The sequence below is a fragment of the Pseudoclavibacter sp. RFBJ3 genome (assembly GCF_002931375.1).
Taxonomy (GTDB): domain Bacteria; phylum Actinomycetota; class Actinomycetes; order Actinomycetales; family Microbacteriaceae; genus Pseudoclavibacter.
In genome coordinates this window covers 1-18573 of record NZ_PSXZ01000005.1, presented here as the reverse complement: position 1 = coordinate 18573, position 18573 = coordinate 1, and the positions used below count along the sequence as shown (strand labels likewise).

Annotated in this window: 21 protein-coding genes; 6 read left to right on the top strand and 15 right to left on the bottom strand. The window is 69.6% G+C overall.

The window, feature by feature from the left end; translation table 11 throughout:
- Window positions 1-14 precede the first annotated feature (14 nt).
- Window positions 15-2141 (bottom strand): MMPL family transporter, encoded by a 2127-nt coding sequence (locus C5E07_RS06320; RefSeq protein WP_104298829.1) that lies wholly within the window; start codon window positions 2139-2141, stop codon window positions 15-17.
- 65 nt (window positions 2142-2206) lie between these two features.
- On the opposite strand from C5E07_RS06320, the gene C5E07_RS06315 reads away from it, so the two are divergent.
- Window positions 2207-2677 carry a MarR family winged helix-turn-helix transcriptional regulator gene (locus C5E07_RS06315; RefSeq protein WP_104240681.1) on the top strand — a complete coding sequence of 157 codons (471 nt, stop codon included), beginning with the start codon at window positions 2207-2209 and terminating at the stop codon, window positions 2675-2677.
- 38 nt (window positions 2678-2715) lie between these two features.
- Here C5E07_RS06315 and dprA read toward each other — a convergent pair whose 3' ends face one another.
- The 9 genes from dprA to C5E07_RS06270 form a co-directional block, all read right to left on the bottom strand.
- The gene (gene dprA / locus C5E07_RS06310) at window positions 2716-4059 is read right to left on the bottom strand and encodes a DNA-processing protein DprA (protein ID WP_104298828.1); all 1344 of its coding nucleotides are present in this window, start codon (window positions 4057-4059) and stop codon (window positions 2716-2718) included.
- 7 nt (window positions 4060-4066) lie between these two features.
- The gene (locus tag C5E07_RS06305; RefSeq protein ID WP_104240679.1) at window positions 4067-5698 is read right to left on the bottom strand and encodes a YifB family Mg chelatase-like AAA ATPase; all 1632 of its coding nucleotides are present in this window, start codon (window positions 5696-5698) and stop codon (window positions 4067-4069) included.
- The gene (locus C5E07_RS06300; protein WP_104240678.1) at window positions 5695-6054 is read right to left on the bottom strand and encodes a YraN family protein; all 360 of its coding nucleotides are present in this window, start codon (window positions 6052-6054) and stop codon (window positions 5695-5697) included. Before C5E07_RS06300 ends, C5E07_RS06305 begins: the two co-directional genes overlap by 4 nt.
- Window positions 6055-6225: 171 nt before the next feature.
- The gene (locus tag C5E07_RS06295; protein ID WP_104298827.1) at window positions 6226-8313 is read right to left on the bottom strand and encodes a RecQ family ATP-dependent DNA helicase; all 2088 of its coding nucleotides are present in this window, start codon (window positions 8311-8313) and stop codon (window positions 6226-6228) included.
- A gap of 73 nt (window positions 8314-8386) precedes the next feature.
- Window positions 8387-8710 carry a DUF2469 family protein gene (locus C5E07_RS06290; protein ID WP_068484088.1) on the bottom strand — a complete coding sequence of 108 codons (324 nt, stop codon included), beginning with the start codon at window positions 8708-8710 and terminating at the stop codon, window positions 8387-8389.
- Between the two features lie 12 nt (window positions 8711-8722).
- A complete protein-coding gene (locus C5E07_RS19725) occupies window positions 8723-9376 on the bottom strand; it encodes a ribonuclease HII (protein ID WP_258063791.1) in 654 nt (217 codons plus the stop codon).
- The gene (gene lepB / locus C5E07_RS19720) at window positions 9373-10251 is read right to left on the bottom strand and encodes a signal peptidase I (RefSeq protein WP_104298826.1); all 879 of its coding nucleotides are present in this window, start codon (window positions 10249-10251) and stop codon (window positions 9373-9375) included. The genes C5E07_RS19725 and lepB overlap by 4 nt, the downstream gene beginning before the upstream one ends.
- Window positions 10252-10352: 101 nt before the next feature.
- A complete protein-coding gene (rplS, locus tag C5E07_RS06275) occupies window positions 10353-10703 on the bottom strand; it encodes a 50S ribosomal protein L19 (protein WP_068484112.1) in 351 nt (116 codons plus the stop codon).
- A gap of 169 nt (window positions 10704-10872) precedes the next feature.
- Window positions 10873-11436, bottom strand: coding sequence for a hypothetical protein (locus C5E07_RS06270; RefSeq protein WP_104298825.1), 564 nt, complete (start codon window positions 11434-11436; stop codon window positions 10873-10875).
- Between the two features lie 75 nt (window positions 11437-11511).
- Here C5E07_RS06270 and map point away from each other — a divergent pair, with 75 nt between their 5' ends.
- Window positions 11512-12279 carry a type I methionyl aminopeptidase gene (gene map, locus C5E07_RS06265; RefSeq protein WP_104298824.1) on the top strand — a complete coding sequence of 256 codons (768 nt, stop codon included), beginning with the start codon at window positions 11512-11514 and terminating at the stop codon, window positions 12277-12279.
- 12 nt (window positions 12280-12291) lie between these two features.
- On the opposite strand, the gene trmD is transcribed toward map, so the two are convergent.
- The 5 genes from trmD to C5E07_RS06240 form a co-directional block, all read right to left on the bottom strand.
- Entirely contained in the window at window positions 12292-13065 is a 774-nt protein-coding gene (gene trmD, locus C5E07_RS06260; RefSeq protein ID WP_104298823.1) for a tRNA (guanosine(37)-N1)-methyltransferase TrmD, read from the bottom strand.
- Between the two features lie 73 nt (window positions 13066-13138).
- Window positions 13139-13792 (bottom strand): ribosome maturation factor RimM, encoded by a 654-nt coding sequence (gene rimM / locus C5E07_RS06255; protein ID WP_258063072.1) that lies wholly within the window; start codon window positions 13790-13792, stop codon window positions 13139-13141.
- Between the two features lies 1 nt (window position 13793).
- Window positions 13794-14024 (bottom strand): RNA-binding protein, encoded by a 231-nt coding sequence (locus C5E07_RS06250; RefSeq protein ID WP_068484100.1) that lies wholly within the window; start codon window positions 14022-14024, stop codon window positions 13794-13796.
- Between the two features lie 2 nt (window positions 14025-14026).
- Entirely contained in the window at window positions 14027-14440 is a 414-nt protein-coding gene (gene rpsP, locus C5E07_RS06245; RefSeq protein WP_104240673.1) for a 30S ribosomal protein S16, read from the bottom strand.
- A gap of 144 nt (window positions 14441-14584) precedes the next feature.
- Window positions 14585-14794, bottom strand: coding sequence for an LPXTG cell wall anchor domain-containing protein (locus C5E07_RS06240; protein WP_104298822.1), 210 nt, complete (start codon window positions 14792-14794; stop codon window positions 14585-14587).
- 120 nt (window positions 14795-14914) lie between these two features.
- On the opposite strand from C5E07_RS06240, the gene C5E07_RS06235 reads away from it, so the two are divergent.
- The 4 genes from C5E07_RS06235 to C5E07_RS06220 all read left to right on the top strand — a co-directional run.
- Window positions 14915-16018, top strand: a complete 1104-nt coding sequence (locus tag C5E07_RS06235; protein WP_219820055.1) for a glutamate--cysteine ligase — start codon at window positions 14915-14917, stop codon at window positions 16016-16018.
- A 119-nt stretch (window positions 16019-16137) separates the two neighbouring features.
- Entirely contained in the window at window positions 16138-17106 is a 969-nt protein-coding gene (gene iolC / locus C5E07_RS06230) for a 5-dehydro-2-deoxygluconokinase (protein WP_104298820.1), read from the top strand.
- Window positions 17099-18007: a deoxyribose-phosphate aldolase gene (locus C5E07_RS06225; RefSeq protein WP_104240669.1), complete on the top strand. Its 909-nt coding sequence runs from the start codon at window positions 17099-17101 to the stop codon at window positions 18005-18007. Before iolC ends, C5E07_RS06225 begins: the two co-directional genes overlap by 8 nt.
- A gap of 88 nt (window positions 18008-18095) precedes the next feature.
- Window positions 18096-18573, top strand: a 478-nt coding sequence (locus C5E07_RS06220; protein ID WP_146080532.1) for an aldehyde dehydrogenase family protein, incomplete at its 3' end; no start/stop codon positions are given.

Sequence of the window (18573 nt, the reverse complement as noted above, 5' to 3'; positions counted from 1 at the left end):
CGTGAACCGGCAGCCTACGACTTGGCGTGGGCCGGCTTCGCGTGGTGCGAGCCCCCGCCCACCTGGCCAGGATGAGCCGACTCGGCGTGCGCTGGCCTCGGGTCTTCCAGGATGCCCTTGCTCGGCCACCAGAAGCGGTCACCGGTGAGGAAGGCGAGCGCCGGCACGATCACCGTTCGCACCAGGAGGGTGTCGAGGAGCACGCCGACGCACACGATGATGCCGATCTGCGTGAGCGTGATGAGCGGCAGGACACCGAGCGCCGCGAACACGGCGGCGAGCAGGATCCCAGCGCTCGTGATCACGCCTCCCGTCGCCGAGAGCGAGCGGATCATCCCGTCCTTCGTTCCGTGCTTCACCGCCTCCTCGCGAGCCCTCGTGACGAGGAAGATGTTGTAGTCGACGCCGAGCGCGACGAGGAAGAGGAAGCTGAACAGCAGCACCGAGGTGTCCAGAGCTGGGAAGCCGAACACGTTCTCGAACAGCAGCCAGCTGGCACCCACCGACGCGAAGAACGAGCCGACGACGGTGAGGAGCAGCAGGATCGGGGCGACCAGCGACCGCAGGAGGAGCAGGAGCACGACGAACACGACCGCGAGGATGAGGGGGAACAGCAGCAGCTGGTCCCGGTCCTGGGCGGCCTGCTCGTCGAGGGCCTGAGCGTCCAGGCCGCCGACGATCGCGTCGGCGCCGTCGACCTGGGACAGTTCCGCGCGGAGGCGCTCGACGGTGGCGAGTGCCTCGTCTGTCTCCGCAGGAGAGGAGAGCCCGACATCGATGCGAGTGATCTCGCCGCTGGAGTCACCCACCGATGCTGTGGCGACACCCTCGATCTCGGCGGCACGATCGGCCACCGCCTGCGCTGCACCGGAATTCGCGACGACGACCGCCGGTGCGCCTGCCAGGTCGGGGAAATGCTCGTTGAGCAGCTCCTGCCCGACGACCGCCTCCGGCGTGGACGTGAACCGCTCCGTCTGAGCGAGCCCGACCTTGATGCTGGGCGCGACGGCGGCGAGCGCGATGAGCACGACGATGCCGGCGCCCGCGACGATGGCTGGACGCTTCGAGACGCCGGTTCCGAGCTTGAACCAGAAGCCCTTGCCGTGCTGATCGTCGCCGACGCGTGGCACGACCGGCCAGAAGATACCGCGAGGGAAGAGCACGAGGGTGGCTGGCAGGAGCACGAGCGCGAACACCATGGCGATGACGACGCCGATCGCGCAGGCGAGGCCGAGGACGACGTTTCCGCCGAGCGAGGCGAACAGCAGCGTCGCGAGGCTCAGGGCCACGGTCCCACCGCTCGCGATGATGGCGGGGCCCGCGCCGCGCAGGGCGGTTGCCATGGCCTCGCGCCTGTCGGCCGAGACACGGAGTTCGTCTCGATACCTGGCGATGAGGAGCAGCGCGTAGTTCGTGCCCGCGCCGAAGACCAGGACGGAGAGGATGCCCTTGATCGACGCATCCATGGTCAAGCCGAACGCGCCGACGATCCGGGTGGCGACGATGCCGGCGACGCCGTCGGCGAGCCCGACGACGGAGAGCGGGATGAGCCAGAGGACGGGGCTGCGGTAGGTGACGATGAGGAGGAAGGCGACGACGAGGACGGTGACCGTGAGCAGCGTGAAGTTGGCGCCCTCGAAGACTGCGGCGATGTCGACCGCGAAGCCCTCGGGGCCCGTCATGACCGGGATGAGCCCGTCTGGCAGCCCGTCGGCCGCGGCGGCTCGCATGGCTTCGGCGCGCGCGGACTGTGCATCGACGTCGGTGGTCGCGTCGAGCGGCACCGTGAGGATCATGGCCTCGCCGTCTTCGGCTGGGAAGGCCGGCGGCAGCGCGTCGACGCCCGCGGCGTCGGCGATGCCCGAGCTGGCCGCGGAGACGGCCGCCAGATCGTCGGGAGTGAGCGCTTCGCCGTCGCGGTGGAACACGAAGAGCGCGGCGCTGCTGTCCTCGGTCTCGAAGGTGGCGAGCGCTTCCTCGACCTTGGCGGACTCAGCGGAGGCGGGGAGGTCGCCGGCTGGCGCGACGTCGCCGCTCTCACCCGAGCCCCAGAAGAACGCGAGCCCGCTCAAGACGACGAAGACGGCGATGACGATCGCGCCGCTCGCCTTGCCGGTGATGAATCGGATGATGCCACGCATGGACGAACCACCTAAATGCACTAGTAATCAATTTGCTTAGCTAACCTAGCGCTAGGATGTGTTCCATGCAATCCGGGGATGAACGGGGTCGCGCGTTTCCGCGCGTGCATGAGTCGACCGCGCTGCTGCGCGAGATCCTCACGATCTCCGACGAGTACGAGGTCGTCGTGGCGAAGGAGCTCGAGGTCAATCACACCGATCTCGTGGCGATGCAGCACCTGATCTCCTCGGGTCACCTCACCCCGTCCGATATCGCGCGCCGCCTCGGCATAACGACGGCGGCGGTGACGGTCGTGGTGGATCGGCTCGTGAAGGCGGGGCACGTGCGTCGTGAGCCGAACCCGAGCGATCGCCGCGGTGTGCTCGTCTTCCCGGAAGAGGATTCGACGGCGAAGGCCCGCGGCCTGCTGGCGCCGATGATCATGGACATCGACTCGGTCGCCCAGGACTTCGACGAGGCTGAACGCGCGGTCATCGTGCGCTACCTGGAGGGGGTCGTCGCGAGCTACCGGGAGCACCTTCAGCCTCCGAGTTGACCCGGACGATGCGCACCACCCGCGCCTTCCCCCGTTCCTCAGCGTCTCGCCTGGGTGGTCCTGGTCCACCCTGCGGCGCTCTCTCGGGCAAGGCCGTTGAGTTCGAGCTCCGCCAGACCCGCCGCCGTCTCGGCGACCGTGAGCCCCGCCGCCGACGCGATCTCAGCGCTGCGCTGGGGCCGCCCGACTCGGAGGGCGTCCCTGGCTCGTACCGCGTTGGATGAGGGTCGATCACCGTCAGCTCGCTCGCGGCCGCCTTCGCCTGGCCATGCGGCTCCGTCCGGCAGTTCGAGCTCGCTTCCCCGGTGATCGCCGAGGAGCTCGACGATGTCGTCGACCGAGGTGATGAGCGAGGCATCGGACTCTCGCAGCAGCCGGTGGCAGCCGACCGAGGCCGCACTCGTGACGGGGCCGGGCACGGCACCCAGTGGCCGACCGAGCGTCAGCGCGTGGGCAACGGTGTTCGCGGCTCCGGACCTGCGCCCTGCCTCGACGACGACGGTCGCCGAGGCAAGGGCGCTGATGATGCGGTTGCGCTGCAGGAACCTCCATCGCGTGGGCGCTTGCCCGATCGGGAGCTCGCTGACAAGTGCGCCGTGCGCGATGATCCGTTCCAGGAGGGCGCGGTTGCCCTGCGGGTAGAGCCGATCAGGACCGCCGGCGAGCACCGCCACCGTTGGCGCCCCCTCGGCGAGGGCCACCCGGTGCGCGACGGCGTCGATGCCGTACGCGCCCCCGGAGACGAGTCCGAAGCCGCGGTTGGCGAGTCCGCTCGCGAGGCGCACCGTGACCTCCTCGCCGTAGCTGGTGGATGCCCGGGCCCCCACGAGCGCGACGGACCGCGTGAGCTGGCGGAGCGTGTCGAGGGAGCCGCGAACCCAGAGCGCGCACGGCGCATGTGGGCCGAGGTCGGCGAGCTGCGTCGGCCATTCGGGGTCTCCGGGGAGAACGGCGCGCACTCCGAGTCGCGCCGAGCTGCGCAGGATGGCCGCGGTGCGCTCGAGGTCGAGGCGGTGGTGCCACCGTTCGACTGCCGTCGCGAGCTCGTCGAACGGAATTCCCGCGCCCGAACCGCGCTCCCTGGCCCGCCGGAGCAGAGCCCCGGAGACGACCGCTTCCAGGGCCTCGACGGGGCCGAGTGCCCCGATCAGCAGCCCAGCTGTGGCGTCGCCCGGCTCGACCGTACAGGACCAGGCCAGCTGCGCGATCCGGGCCTGCACGGCTGCGTCGCCGAGATCGTCGACCTTCCCGCCGCTCACCCCGGCCAGCGCGTCTCGCAATGCGGCCGGGTCGGGCCACGACTCGCGTGCCTGGCCGTCTGCTCGACGGACGTGATCGGTACCGCGATCGTGCGCGCCGCTCTGCGGTTCCTGTGCTGACAATCTCCACCTACCCCAGTCTGATTCGATAGGACAGCGCTTCGTGCACGTGGTGGACTTCCGGGCGCGATGCTCCGTCGAGGTCGGCGATGGTCCAGGCGACCCGGAGGACACGATCGTGTCCGCGCATCGTGACCTGCCCGCGTTCGAGCGCGATTGCGAGGGGTGCGTAGGCGTCGCGCCTCGGGCGGTGCTCTGGGGCGCGCAGCCATCGCGAGACGATTCGGGCGTTGATCGTCCACGGCGTCGACTCGAGTCGCCTCCTGGCGCGTCCGCGAGCTTCTTCGACCAGCCCGCGCGCCGTGGCTGTGCTGATGCTCGGATGCGCGGCTTCCTGCCCGGCGTGGCCCAGCTGCGCCTCGTGGTCCACGAGTCGGGCCCGGGCGGCCGAGACGCGTTCGACCCGCAGCTGGAGGTCGATTCGGTCGAGCAGCGGACCGGAGAGGCGAGCGAGATAGCGCCGTGGGGCTGAGGCATCGCAGCGGCACTCCGCGTCGGGGTCGCCGTGGTTTCCGCAGGGGCAGGGGTTCGCGGCGAGCACGAGCTGCATCTCGGCGGGGTAGGCCGCCCGACCCTGGGCGCGATGGATCTCGATGACGCCGTTCTCGAGCGGCTGGCGCATCGAGTCCAGCGTGTGGCGCGCGAACTCGGGCGCCTCGTCGAGGAAGAGCACCCCGCCCGTCGCGAGCGAGATGGCACCTGGCCTGATCAGGCCGCTTCCACCGCCCAGCAGCGCGACGGCCGAAGCGGTGTGGTGGGGCGCTTCGAATGGCGGCCTGCGGTCGAGGCGCGCGGCGAGCGGCATCCCTCTGAGCGAGCGCACCGCGGCCAGGGTCACGGCGGCCTCCGGCTCGAGGTCGGGGAGGATGCCGGGCAGTCGCTCCGCGAGCATGGTCTTGCCCGCGCCCGGCGGTCCCAGCATGAGCAGGTGGTGGCCGCCTGCGGCAGCGATGATGAGGGTCCGGACGGCGGCGTCGCTGCCGACCACGTCGGACAGATCGAGCGCCGACCCCGCGCTGAGCGCCCCGGTCGGGTCCTCGCTGCGCTCGCGCTCCCGCACCGCGACGGACCGCCCTGCCGAGCTCGAGGGGTACTCGAGTTCCTCGGTGAGCTCGTCCGCATCGGCCCCGTAGTGCAGTGCCACGGCCCGCAGCGAGGTGACGGCGACGACGCGGATGTCCTCCACGAGCTCCGCCTCCGCCTTCGAGTCCGCAGGCACGACGACGGTATCGAAGCCCGCGGCTCGCGCGGCGGCCACGGCAGGCAGGACGCCGACGACGGCCCGTACCTGCCCGGTGAGGGAGAGCTCGCCGATGTGCACCGCGCGCGTCGGCGACTCGGCCGAGATGATCCCGGCAGCGGCGAGGAACGACACCGCGATCGCGAGGTCGAAGCCGGCCCCGTGCTTGCGCAGCGAGGCGGGATACATGTTCGTGACGACGCGGCTCGCCGGCAGCGGGCATCCCGAGCTCTGCAGCGCCGCCCTGACCCGCTCGCGCGCCTCCCCCAGCGAGGTGTCCGGCAGCCCGACGAGCTTGAAGAACGGCAGGCCCGGGCTGATCTGCGTCTCCACCTCGACGAGCTCCCCGCCGAGCCCCTCGAGCGCGATCGCCACCGAATGGCCGACCGTGCCCTGCGTCACGCGCCCACCCCCACGACGTGCTGCACCGTCGGCGTGCGATCGCTCGGGGCGATCACCGCGATCACGTCGAGCCGCATCGCACCGCGCTCGTCCGGGTGCGCGAGCATCCAGAGCCCCGCTAGCCGCCGCATACGGGCCAGCTTCGTCGGCGTGATCGCCTCGAGCGGATGCCCCGCCGCCGTCGACCGCCGCGCCTTCACCTCCGTGAACACGATGAACCCGCCCCGACGCGAGACGACATCGATCTCCCCCTCGCGGCACCGCCAGTTCCGCTCGAGCACATCGTGGCCGCGCTCCTCGAGATACGCGGTCGCGAGATTCTCCCCGAGCCGCCCCAGCTGATCCTTGGCACGCATCCGCACCACCTCCCTTGCCGGGAGTCTGGACCGCCACGCACCGCTCGCCCACGTTGAGACCAGCCGCTGTGGAGTGCCGGGCGTCCACAGGACGAGCGTCAGCAGAGTCGCCGACCGACGCCGGAAGGAATGCGGCCCGGAACGCGGGTCCCCGGCGGTCGTTCGGCCCGGTCAGCCGCGCTGCGCGAGGGCCAGCGGCAGCACGGCGCTCGCACCCGCACGGCGGAGCTCACGCGAGCAGACCGTCATGGTCCAACCGCTGTCGACGAAGTCGTCGATGAGGAGCACGGGCCCCGCCGGGATGTCGAGCGACCCCGCCGAGAAACGTCCCTCGACACTGGAGAGCCGGAACGCACTGTTGCCACCCGGCTGGCCCGCCGGCCCGCCGCGAACCAGATCAAGCGACCCCAGCAGCGGCAGACGCCCCGCACCGGCGATGCCCTCGGCAAGCGAGGCGCTCAGGCGGGGCCTCGAGCGCGAGGGAACGAACACGACTCCCTGCGGCCGGGCCGCCCACTTCCACTCGGACAGGATGCGGATGCACGCCTGCAGCAAGGGCCCCGTCACGGTCGTCTCCGGCCCGGCCGAGTCGAAGAGCTCCCGAAGCGGACCTCCCCAGCCGAGGTCGCTGAGGCGCGCGAGCACCCGACCCTCTGATGCCTGCTCCTCCTTGGGGATGCGCCCCTTCAGCTCGACACCGAGGCTCGCCATGCCGCTCGGCCATTGGCGCCTCGGCGCGATGTCGGCGCCGACACGATCGAGCGCGGCCCCCGCTCTCGCCTGCACCGCCGCATCCGTCGTCGAGTCGAACCAGACGCCCGCGCAGTTGTCGCAGCGCCCGCACGGCGCCGCGGTCGAGTCGTCGAGCTGACGTTGCAGGAACTCCATGCGACAGCCGTCGGTGCGCTCGTAGTCGATCATCGACTGCGCCTCCGCCGATCGGGCCGAGGCGATACGGGCATAGCGCTCGCCGTCGTAGCTCCACGGCTGGCCGGTCGAGACCCAGCCGCCCTGCTCGCGTCGCACAGCGCCGTCGACGTCGAGCACCTTGAGCAGCAGCTCGAGGCGAGAGCGTCGGAGGTCGACCGCCGACTCGAGCGCGACCGTCGACCGCGGTGAGCCGCCAAGCGCGCCGAGGACAGCCTGCGCGCGCTCCTCGTCCGGCATCGAGACCGTCGCGAAGTACTCCCAGATGGCGCGGTCCTCCTCGCCCGGCAGCAGCAGCACGTCGGCCGACGCGCTCGAACGACCGGCTCGGCCGACCTGCTGGTAGTACGCCACGGGCGACGACGGCGCCCCGAGGTGCACGACGAACCCGAGGTCGGGCTTGTCGAACCCCATGCCGAGGGCGCTTGTGGCGACCAGGGCCTTGACCTCGTTGCGCTTCAGCGCGCCCTCGAGGCGCTCGCGCTCATCTGGGTCGGTCTTGCCCGTGTACGCGGGTGCGTGGATTCCGGCCTCCCGGAGGGCCGCTGACGTGTCTTCGGCGCCCGCGACCGTGAGGGTGTAGATGATGCCGGATCCCGGTAGCTCATCGAGGTGCTGCAGGAGCCACGCCAGCCGCTCACGAGCGTTGCCGAGTCGGAGCACGCCGAGTCGGAGGCTGGCTCGCGCGAGCGGGCCGCGGATCGTGAGGATGCCGCTGCGGCCGAGCTGCTCCTCGATGTCGTGGACGACGCGCTCGTTCGCGGTCGCCGTCGTCGCGAGGACGGGGATGTCGGTGCCGAGCCCGGAGATGAGGGACGCGATGCGACGGTAGTCGGGCCGGAAGTCGTGACCCCAGTCGGAGATGCAGTGCGCCTCGTCGACCACGACAAGACCCGTGCGGTTAAGGAGCTCCGGCAGCTGAGCGTCTCGGAACTCCGGGTTGTTGAGACGCTCGGGTGAGACGAGCAGGACATCGATCTCGTCGGCGGCGAGCTGCTCTCGGATGCTCGCCCACTCGTGCGCGTTCGCCGACGACATGGACACCGCCCGCACGCCCGCGCGACTCGCGGCCTCGACCTGGTCGCGCATGAGGGCGAGCAGCGGCGAGATGAGGATCGTCGGCCCGGCGCCGCGGGCGCGCAGCATGAGGCTCGAGATGAAGTACACGGCCGACTTGCCCCAGCCGGTGCGCTGCACGACGAGGACTCGTCGGCGCTCGTCGACGATCGCCGAGATCGCCTCGAGCTGTCCGTCGTGGAAGACCGCGTCGTCTCTGCCGACAAGCGCCCTCAGGATCTGAGTGGCTGCGGATGCGGTGGCGTCGGGAATCATCGTCTCTGTCACTCCACGAGGCTCCCACGGACCACCGACATCAGCGTCCACTCGGCGCGTCGCCGCGCGCCCGCTATTCGTCGAGCGCGAGTTCCTTGGGAAGCTCGAACTCCTTCGAGCCCGTCTCCTCGACGTTGACGTCCTTGAACGTCAGCACGCGAACCTGCTTGACGAAGCGGTCGGAACGGTAGATGTCCCACACCCACACGTCTTTCATCGTGAGCTCGAAGTAGAAATCGTGCTCGGTGTCGCGCCGCACCAGGTCCACGCTGTTCGCAAGGTAGAAGCGGCGCTCGGTCTCGATCACGTATTTGAACTGCCCCGCGACGTCGCGGTACTCGCGAAACAGGGAAAGCTCCTGCTCGCGCTCGTAATCGTCGAAATTCTCGTCGTCCATGATCCGCCCAGTCTACGGGGTCGCGGCGCGAAGCCAGGTGTGCCGGTGGAGCTCGCTCGGGCCCGCCGCGGCGATCGCCGCGAGGTGGGCCGCGCTGCCGTATCCCTTGTTCGATTCCCAGAGGTATTCGGGATGCGCCTCACCCGCCGAGACCATGAGGGCATCGCGTTCCAGCTTCGCGATCACGGACGCTGCTGCGACCGAGGTGCAGTCCCGGTCGGCCTTCGGGCGCACCACGACGCGGAGCGGCGTCGACAGGCACGGCGAGAGCCAGTCGTGCGAGCCGTCGAGCAGCACGACGGCGTCAGCGACCGGGACCCCGCTCGCGTGGAGTTCGGCGAGCGCCCGCTTGGCGGCGGCCCCGAGGCAGGCGGTGATGCCGCGCTCGTCGATCTCGATGGCACTCGCGTACCCGACGCCGACGCTCATCGCCCACGCCTCGATGCCCGCGCGTGCTTCGAGCCGGCGCTTCGCGCTCAGCAGCTTGGAGTCGCGGACGCCCGCCGGGGCCCCGAGCTCGATCCTGGCGGCGTCGATCGCGCAGGCTCCGACGGCGACGGGCCCGGCGATGGCTCCGCGCCCGACCTCGTCGACGCCGATGACGACGGGGGCGGTGAGCAGCAGCTCTCGCTCGACGTCGAGCGTGGGGTCGACGGGTGGTGTCACTCCTGGTCCGTCCGCTCCGGGACGCGGTCGAAGACCTCGGGGTAGTTGCCGAGGAAGGTGAAGCGATCGAGCGGCCAGTTCAGCAGGAACGCCTTGCCGACGACGTCGTCGACGGGCACGAAGCCGCCTCCCGGCTCGTCCTGGTGGTACCGGGAGTCCTCCGAGTTGTAGCGGTTGTCGCCCATGACCCAGAGGTGCCCCTCCGGGACGGTCACGTCGAACGGCAGACCGGAGGCCGCCTGCCCGTCCTGGAGCAGCAGGTACGGCTCGCCGATCGGCAGCCCGTTGATGAGCACCTGGCCGTACTCGTTGCAGCACGAGACCGTATCGCCAGGCAACCCGATGACCCGCTTGATGAGGTGGTTGCTCGTCTCTTCCGGCTTGAGGCCCACGAACTCGAGGGCGCCGTCGACCGCGGCCTGCGACGCGGTCTTCTCCGTCGGCGCGACGACCGGGAGCCATCCGCCCGGATCCTCGAACACGACGATGTCGCCGCGCTCGATGCCGATCATGTCCGGGACGAGGAGGTTGACGAGCACGCGGTCCTCGACGACGAGCGTGTCGTTCATCGACGCGGAGGGGATGTAGAAGGGCCGCAGCAGGAAGGTCTTGATGAGCATCGACATGACGATCGCGAGGACCGCGACGATGACGAGGTCGCGCGCGAACGAGAGCATCGCCTTGCCGAGACGGCCGGTGCGCTCCGGCGCGGGCTCATCAGCGGCGATGAGCCCCGTCGCGTGGATGGGCGCGTCGGCGATCTCGGACGCGCCCAGTCCCGCAGGGCGATCGGTGCGACCGAGGCGGTGCCTGCCCTCGTGCGGCGCTCGTCCGTGAGACGGAGCGCGGCGATCGCGCGCACTCGCGTCGACCATGGCGCCCCCTCAAGCTCGGTCCGCCGTGGCGGTTGTGGTGTTTCGTCCGGATCGACACGAATGGCTCCCGCTATGGGGAGCCATTCGCCTACTGCTGAAGCCTAGTTGTCGCGCTTCTCGCGGATCTTCGCAGCCTTGCCACGACGACCACGGAGGTAGTAGAGCTTCGCGCGACGCACGGCGCCGCGGGAGACGATCTCGATCTTCTCGATGACCGGGGTGTGCACGGGGAACGTGCGCTCCACGCCCACCTGGAAGCTGACCTTGCGGACCGTGAAGGTCTCGCGGACGCCAGCGCCCTGACGAGCGATGACGACACCCTGGAAGACCTGGACGCGCGAGCGCGTGCCTTCGACGATGTTCACGTGCACCTTGACGGTGTCGCCGGGGCGGAAGTCTGGGACATCGCTGCGCAGCGATGCTGCGTCGATGACGTCGATAACGTTGGTCATGATTTCGCTCTCTGCAGTCGCCACAGGTCGGCTGCGAAGGTCAGTGAAGAGGTTGGCGTGCATCGCGAAGTGCTCTCGTCCCCTGTGGCAGAGTCGAGCCGCGGCACAAGGATCTAGTAAACCACGCCCGACAGACGCCCGCAATGCGAACGCCGAGCGGAACGCGCGCTCAGCTGCGCTCTTCCGGGTCGGGGTCGAGGGTGATGACCTTTCCGGCATCCGGTCCGGACGCTCCCCCACCTCCCGCGGGCGGCCCTCCCCGCCCCGACGCCCCGGGCATCCCCGGGGTCGGCATGCCGGGCATGCCGCCGAACAGGCCGAACGGATTCGCCTGCGGACCCGCGGTCTGCGCGGCGGCCAGCCGCTCCTGGACGACAGCCGTTAGTCGCCTGCGCGCGACGGAGCCCGCGACGACCATGGACAGGAACGCTGCGGCGAGCACCCACAGCCCCGGCGCGTCGGGAACCACGGCCCCGACCGCCCAGAGCAGCCAGGGCACGACGATGAGGGGGACATCGCGCAGCTGCAGGGCCTTGGACTCGCGGATGTCGGGCCTGAGCCAGAAGTTCGCGGAGAGGATGAGGAGCCCGGCGACGGCGGCGAGACCCGCGAATCCGAAGACGAACAATCGCCCGACCGGGGCGCCGATGATGAGCCACCCCACGAACTGCCAGGCGGCGAGGAAGAGCGCCGCGGGGAGGAGTGCGCGGTAGACGAGTCGGCCGATGCCCATGTGCCAACGCTACGGGAGGTTCCCGAGCGGAGGCAGATCGTTCGCTCACGGCGCGAGCGCCGGTACGATTGTCGGATGATCGAGCTGCGCACCCAGAAGGAAATCGAAGAGATGCGACCTGCGGGGCGCTTCGTCGCCGAGGTGCTCAGCGAGCTCTCGCAGAGCGCCGCAGTCGGCACGAACCTCCTCGAGCTCGATGCTCGAGCGCACGAGCTGATCACCAAGCGCGGCGCGAAGAGCTGCTACATCGACTACCACCCCTCCTTCGGCAACTCGCCGTTCGGCAAGGTCATCTGCACGTCGGTCAACGACGCCGTCCTGCACGGCCTTCCCCACGACTACGCCCTCAAGGACGGCGACCTGCTGACGCTCGACTTCGCGGTCGCGGTCGACGGCTGGGTCAGCGACTCGGCCATCACCGTCGCGGTCGGCACGCCCCGTGAGGCGGACCTGAGCCTCGTGGCGACGACGGAGGTGGCACTGGATGCGGCCATCGAGGCCGCGCGCGCCGGCAACAAGCTCGGCGACATCTCCCACGCCATCGGCCAGGTCGCGAAGAACGCCGGCTACCCCGTGAACGTCGAGTTCGGCGGCCACGGAGTCGGCCGCACCATGCACCAGGAGCCGAGTGTTCCGAACCGCGGGCGCGCCAACCGGGGCATGCCGCTCAAGCCGGGCCTCGTGCTGGCCATCGAGCCGTGGTTCCTCGAGACGACGGACAAGCTGGTCCAGGACGCGGACGGCTGGACGCTGCGCAGCGCAGACGGCTCGCGCGGCGCGCACAGCGAGCACACCGTCGTGATCACCGATGGCGACCCGATCGTCCTGACGGCGCGCAGCTAGCGCGCCGAGCTGCTAGCGGGCCTCGGGCGGCAGCAGCTCGGGGCGGACGCGTCGCGTGCGTTCGATCTGCTGCTCGTGGCGCCAGGTGGCGATCTTCGCGTGGTGCCCGCTCAGGAGCACCTCTGGCACCTCGCGGCCGCGCCACACGGCGGGCTTCGTGTAGCTCGGGTACTCGAGCAGGCCGTCCTCGTGCGACTCCTCGACGAGCGACTCCGGGTTGCCGACGACCCCGGGGACCAGGCGACCGAAGGCCTCGATCATGGCCGTGACGGCCACCTCTCCCCCGTTGAGCACGTAGTCGCCGAGGCTCACGAGCTCGACTCTGGCGCGCTGCGCGGTGTCGTCGAAGACACGCTGGTCGATGCCCTCGTACCGCCCGCAGCCGAACACGATGTGCTTCTCGAGCGCGTAGCGCCGAGCGGTCGCCTGCGTGAAGACCGTTCCGGCGGGTGATGGGAAGACGACGAGGGGTCTGGTGTCGCCATCGCCCGCCTCCTGGGCTGCCGCGTCGGTGTCCGCTGCCGCGTTGGTGCCAGCAGCCGTCTCGGCGTCGGCGGCCTCGTCGAGGATCCTGTCGATCGTCTGCCCCCAGGGCTCTGGCTTCATGACCATGCCGGCGCCACCGCCGTAGGGGGTGTCGTCCACCGTGCGGTGCCGGTCGGTCGTCGCGTCGCGCAGGTCGTGCACTCGGACGTCGATGATGCCGTCCTGCCTGGCCCTGCCGAGCAGGGACACATCGAGCACCTGGAAGAACTCGGGAAAGATGGTGACGATGTCGACGCGCATGGGCTCCAGCTTAAGCGGATGCGCGCCCGCGGTTGATCGCGGGCGCGCAGACGTGAGGATGGTGGAGGCTCGGTTACTCGGCCTCGGTCTTGGTCTCGGCCTTGGCAGCGACGGGCTCGGCCTCGGCAGCGACGGGCTCGGCCTTGTCGGCAGCAGCCTCGGCCGGCGCCTCGGCGGGTGACTCTTCGATCTCCTCGAAGAGGCCTCCTGGGGGCGTGACGCTGACGATGCCGGCCTCGAGGTCGACGTCGGCGACGATAGCCTTGACGAGCGGGACGAGCACTTCCGCGTCTGCGGTCTTCACGACGAGCAGGTCCTGTGCAGGGAAGTGCTCGACGCGGACGACCTGGCCGACGGAGACGCCCTCGCGCTGGACGTCGAGTCCGACGAGCTGGTGGTCGTACCAGGCGTCGTCTTCGAGCTCCTCAGCGTCGTTGGAGTCGACCCAGAGGATCGCCTTGGCGAGACTCTCGGCCGCTGTGCGGTCGGAGACCCCGACGAAGAATCCGACCGGGTGGCCGTTGTACCAGCGGAGCTCCTGGAGCTCCAGGCTCTTGCCGTGCCACTCGCTCTCGGCGGGCACCTGCAGGCTGAAGCTGGCGCCGGGCACGAAGCGCCGGGCTGGCTCGTCGGTGAAGAGCTCGAGCTTGACGGCACCCTTGAGGCCGTGGGCCTTGGTGAGCCGCCCCACTCGGAGCTCGGTGATGCCCTTCTTCTTGCCTGCCACCTCAGTCGTCAACTACGTCGACGCGGACTCGGCGGCCATCGGCAAGGGCGGTCACGACGGTACGCAGCGCCTTGGCGGTGCGGCCGGAGCGACCGATGACGCGGCCGAGGTCCTCGGAGTGCACACGCACTTCGAGGACCTCGCCGCGTGCAGCCGTGCTGCGGTCCACGCGGACATCGTCGGGGTGATCGACGATTCCCTTGACGAGATGTTCCAGCGCGGAAGCGAGCATGACTAGGCCTCGACCTCTTCGGTCGCTGCTTCTTCGGTGACCTCGGCGGCCGGAGCTGCCTTCGGCTCAGCCTTCGGGCGGAGGACCGGCTTCTTGCCGGCGTCTGCCACGAACGGAGCCTTGGCCTCGGGTGCCTTGACCTGGTTCTCGGTCGAGCCTTCGCCCGTGAACTTGCCCCAGTCGCCCGTGAGCTTGAGCAGGACGACGACGGCCTCGGAGGCCTGTGCGCCGACGCTCAGCCAGTACTGTGCACGCTCCGAGTCGACCTCGATGAACGAGGGGTTCTCGGTGGGGTGGTACTTGCCGATCTCCTCGATGACGCGACCGTCGCGCTTGGTGCGCGAGTCGGCGACGACGATGCGGTAGTAGGGTGCCCGGATCTTTCCAAGGCGCTTCAGACGAATTTTGACAGCCACGTGTCTCCTGATGGTGTGTGTATCGGCGAACGACAGCCGGAGGGCGTGGGGCACACTCGGCAGAGCTCAATGGTGAACCGTGGGCCGGATTAGAGGGTCGAGCCCACGAGGCTCAACTGCCTAGTTTGGCAGATTCTCGGCCAGTTAGCCAACCGCAGAATCGTCGCCGGACCCCGAACGACTCTGCGGGTCGATCGAAGCCTCATTCGCGCGCTCCGCTCGGCGCTGTCTGCGCTGCACGAAGAAGAGGATGATCCCACCCACGAGGACGAGGAGAACGGCGCCGACGACGTAGGGCACGAAGTCCTGGGCCCCGGTCGTGGCGAGTTCTGCGAGGGCATCCGAGTAGCGCATGGGGCCTCCGATCTCGGGCGGCGCGTGCCGTCGCCCGACTCCTCCATCTATCTTGCGGCGGATGCGGATCGGGCCGCAATGCAGACACGCCGCGGGCCCTGGTGCGTCTACGCTTCAACCATGCGTTTCGCCTCATCAGAGCGTTCGACACTCGGTGTCGAATGGGAGCTCGGTATCGTCGACGCTGCGTCGCGCGAACTGACCGGCATCGGCCATGAACTGATCTCTCGTCTCGACGATGAGCGGTTCACGAAGGAGTTCCTCACGAACACCGTCGAACTCGTGACGGGCGTGCACCGCTCGGCGGGGTCGGCGGTCGGCGAGCTCCGGGAACTCAGGGACGAGCTGCTGGCCGCCGCGGATGCCGCCGGCGCCGGTGTGATCGGCTCTGGCACGCACCCGTTCTCCAAGTGGCGCGAGCAGCAGCGCTCGCCCGGCGAGCGCTACCGCATGGTCGCGGAGCGATCCGGCCGCTGGGGAGGGCAGCTCGCGATCTGGGGCGTGCACACCCACGTCGGAGTCGAGGACTGCCGGAAGGTCCCGGCGATCATGCGAGCCGCGTTGGCGAACTACCCGCTCATGCTCGCCCTCTCCGCGTCGAGCCCGTACTGGCAGGGCGAGGACACGACGTTCAGCTCCCACCGCACGATGATCTTCCAGCAGCTCCCGACCGGCGGCCTCCCGCCGGAGATGGAGACGTGGGAGGACTACGAGCGCGTCGCGCACGATGTGCTGCACACGGGCATCGTCGACGAGGTGCAGGAGCTGCGCTGGGACGTGCGCCCGTCAGCACAGTGGGGCACGGTGGAGATCCGCATCTCGGATGGGGCGACCAACCTCCGCGAACTCGGGGCCATGGTCGCGCTCAACCACGTGATCGTGGAGCACGCGTCTCGCCAGCTCGACGCGGGCCGCGACACGGATCGGCTCCCCTCGTGGTTCGTTCGCGAGAACAAGTGGCGCGCCGCGCGCTACGGGCTCGACGCCATCATCATCGAGGATGCGGAGGGCAACGAGCGTCCCGTGACCGAGGTGCTGACCGAGCGCATCCAGGGCGACTACCTGCGAGTCGCCGAGGATCTGGGCTGCGCTGACGAGCTCTCAGCGATCGCGGACATCATCGAGAGCGGGTCGTCGAGCGACCGCCAGCGCCGCGTCGCCGAGGAGCACGACGGCGCGCTTGTGCCCGTCGTCGACTCCCTCATCGCCGAGCTCAAGGCCTGACGCGGCACCTCGGACGGTCTCGAAGTCTCTCCGTCAGACTTTGTTACTTTGTCAGGACATTAGGTGTATGCTGACTCTCGTCCTCGTTCACCATCGGACTGAAAGTTGTACAGAGCCGTATGACCACTACAACAGCTACGTCGCCCCTCGACCTCATCACGCTCGGTCGTGTCGGCGTCGACATCTACCCCCTCCAGACCGGAGTCGGGCTCGAGGACGTCACGACCTTCGGGAAGTTCCTCGGCGGCAGCGCGACCAACGTCGCCGTCGCCGGAGCCAAGCACGGACTGAGCTCGGCGGTCATCACCCGCACGGGAGACGACCCCTTCGGGCGGTACATCGTCCGCGAGCTCGAGCGCCTCGGCGTCAGGAGCGACTTCGTCACCCGCGACGACTCGCTTGCGACCCCGGTCACGTTCTGCGAGATCTTCCCCCCGGACGACTTCCCCCTCTACTTCTACCGCCAGCCGAAGGCTCCGGACCTCAACATCGAGACCGAGACGCTCGACCTGGACGCGATCCGTGACGCCAAGATCTTCTGGGCGACCGTGACCGGCCTCTCCGAGGAGCCGAGCCGCGCGGCCCACCACGCGGCGTTCGCAGCTCGCGCCCGCCGCGACCACACCATCCTCGACCTCGACTACCGCGCCATGTTCTGGCCGGACGCGGCCACGGCGACGGCCGCCATCGAGCCCATCCTCGCGCAGTCGACCATCGCCATCGGCAACAAGGAGGAGTGCGAGGTCGCGGTCGGCGAGACCGAGCCGCAGCGCGCCGCTGATGCGCTCCTCGAGCGAGGCGTCGACATCGCGGTCGTCAAGCAGGGCCCCCGCGGCGTGCTGGCGAAGACCCGAGAGGGCTCCATCGAGGTGCCGACGCACTTCGTCGACGTCGTCAACGGCCTCGGAGCCGGCGACAGCTTCGGCGGGGCCTTCTGCAAGGGGCTCATCGCCGGGTGGGACCTCGAGCACATCCTGCGCTTCGCGAACGTCGCGGGAGCCATCGTGGCGTCGCGACTCGAATGCTCGACCGCGATGCCCTCGACGGCGGAGGTCGACGAGATCCTGAAGGAGAACTCCCTTGCCTGAGCACTACCGGATCCTCGACGACGCGGCCTTCGAGCGCCTCCGTGACGCTCGAGCCGACGGCCCCTCCGCGCTGCGGGCGGCCCTCGCCAATCGCGTCCGGCGCTCGTCGCTGCTCCCCGAGGATCGCCGACTGTTCTTCGTCGCCGCCGACCATCCGGCACGTGGCGCCCTCGGCGTCCGTGACGACGCCATGGCGATGGCCGACCGCTACGACCTGCTCGACCGGCTCGCGCTCGCCCTGTCCCGCCCCGGCGTGGACGGCGTGCTCGGCACGCCCGACATCATCGACGACCTCGCCCTGCTCGGCGTGCTCGACGACAAGCTCATCGTCGGCTCCATGAACCGTGGCGGACTCCGCGGCGCGAGCTTCGAGATGGACGACCGCTTCACGGGATACGACGTCGACTCGATGGTTCGCGACGGCATCGACTTCGCGAAGACGCTCGTCCGGGTGAATCTCGCGGATGCGGGCACCGTCTCGACGCTCGAGGCCAACGCCCGCGCCGTCGACGATGCAGCGGCGGCATCCCTCCCGATCATGCTCGAGCCGTTCATGAGCGAGTGGAAGGACGGCCGGATCGTCAACGACCTCTCCCCCGACGCCGTCATCAACTCGATCGCCATCACCTCCGGCCTCGGCAACAGCTCGGGCTCGACCTGGATGAAGCTGCCCGTCGTGCCCGAGATGGAACGCGTCATGGCGGCGACGACACTCCCGACGCTGCTGCTCGGCGGAGAGCCGAACGGCGACCAGGAGGCGGTGTACGCCAAGTGGGCCGACGCCCTCGCCCTCCCCGGTGTCCGCGGGCTCGTCGTCGGCCGCACGCTCCTCTATCCCGCCGATGGCGACGTCGCTGCCGCCGTCGACACGGCCGCGAGCCTCGTGCACACCCCGAGCTGAGCTCGGACCCCCAACACCCTCTCGTCGCGGCAGCTGCCGCTTCCACCAGCGCCGCTCCCGGCTGGCGCACCACAGCGAAGGAAGATCCATGACTGACACTGCTCTGCCCACGATCCAGCACTGGATCAACGGCGCCTCCTCGACCTCGACGCCCGCGCGCACCTCGCCGGTCTTCAACCCCGCCCTCGGCACCGCGACGAGCAACGTCGCTCTCGCCGACGACGCGGAGATCAACGCAGCGATCGCCGCCGCGAAGGCCGCATTCCCCGGCTGGTCGAACACCTCGATCGCGAAGCGCCAGAACATCATCTTCAAGTTCCGTGAGCTGTTGAACGAGCGGAAGCTGGAGCTCGCGCGCATCATCACCTCCGAGCACGGGAAGGTCGTGTCCGACGCCGCTGGCGAGATCCAGCGGGGCCTCGAGGTCGTGGAGCTCGCGACCGGGTTCCCCCACATCATGAAGGGCAACTTCACCGAGAACGCCTCGACCGGCGTCGACGTGTTCTCCATCAAGCAGGCCCTCGGCGTGGTCGGCATCATCAGCCCGTTCAACTTCCCCGCGATGG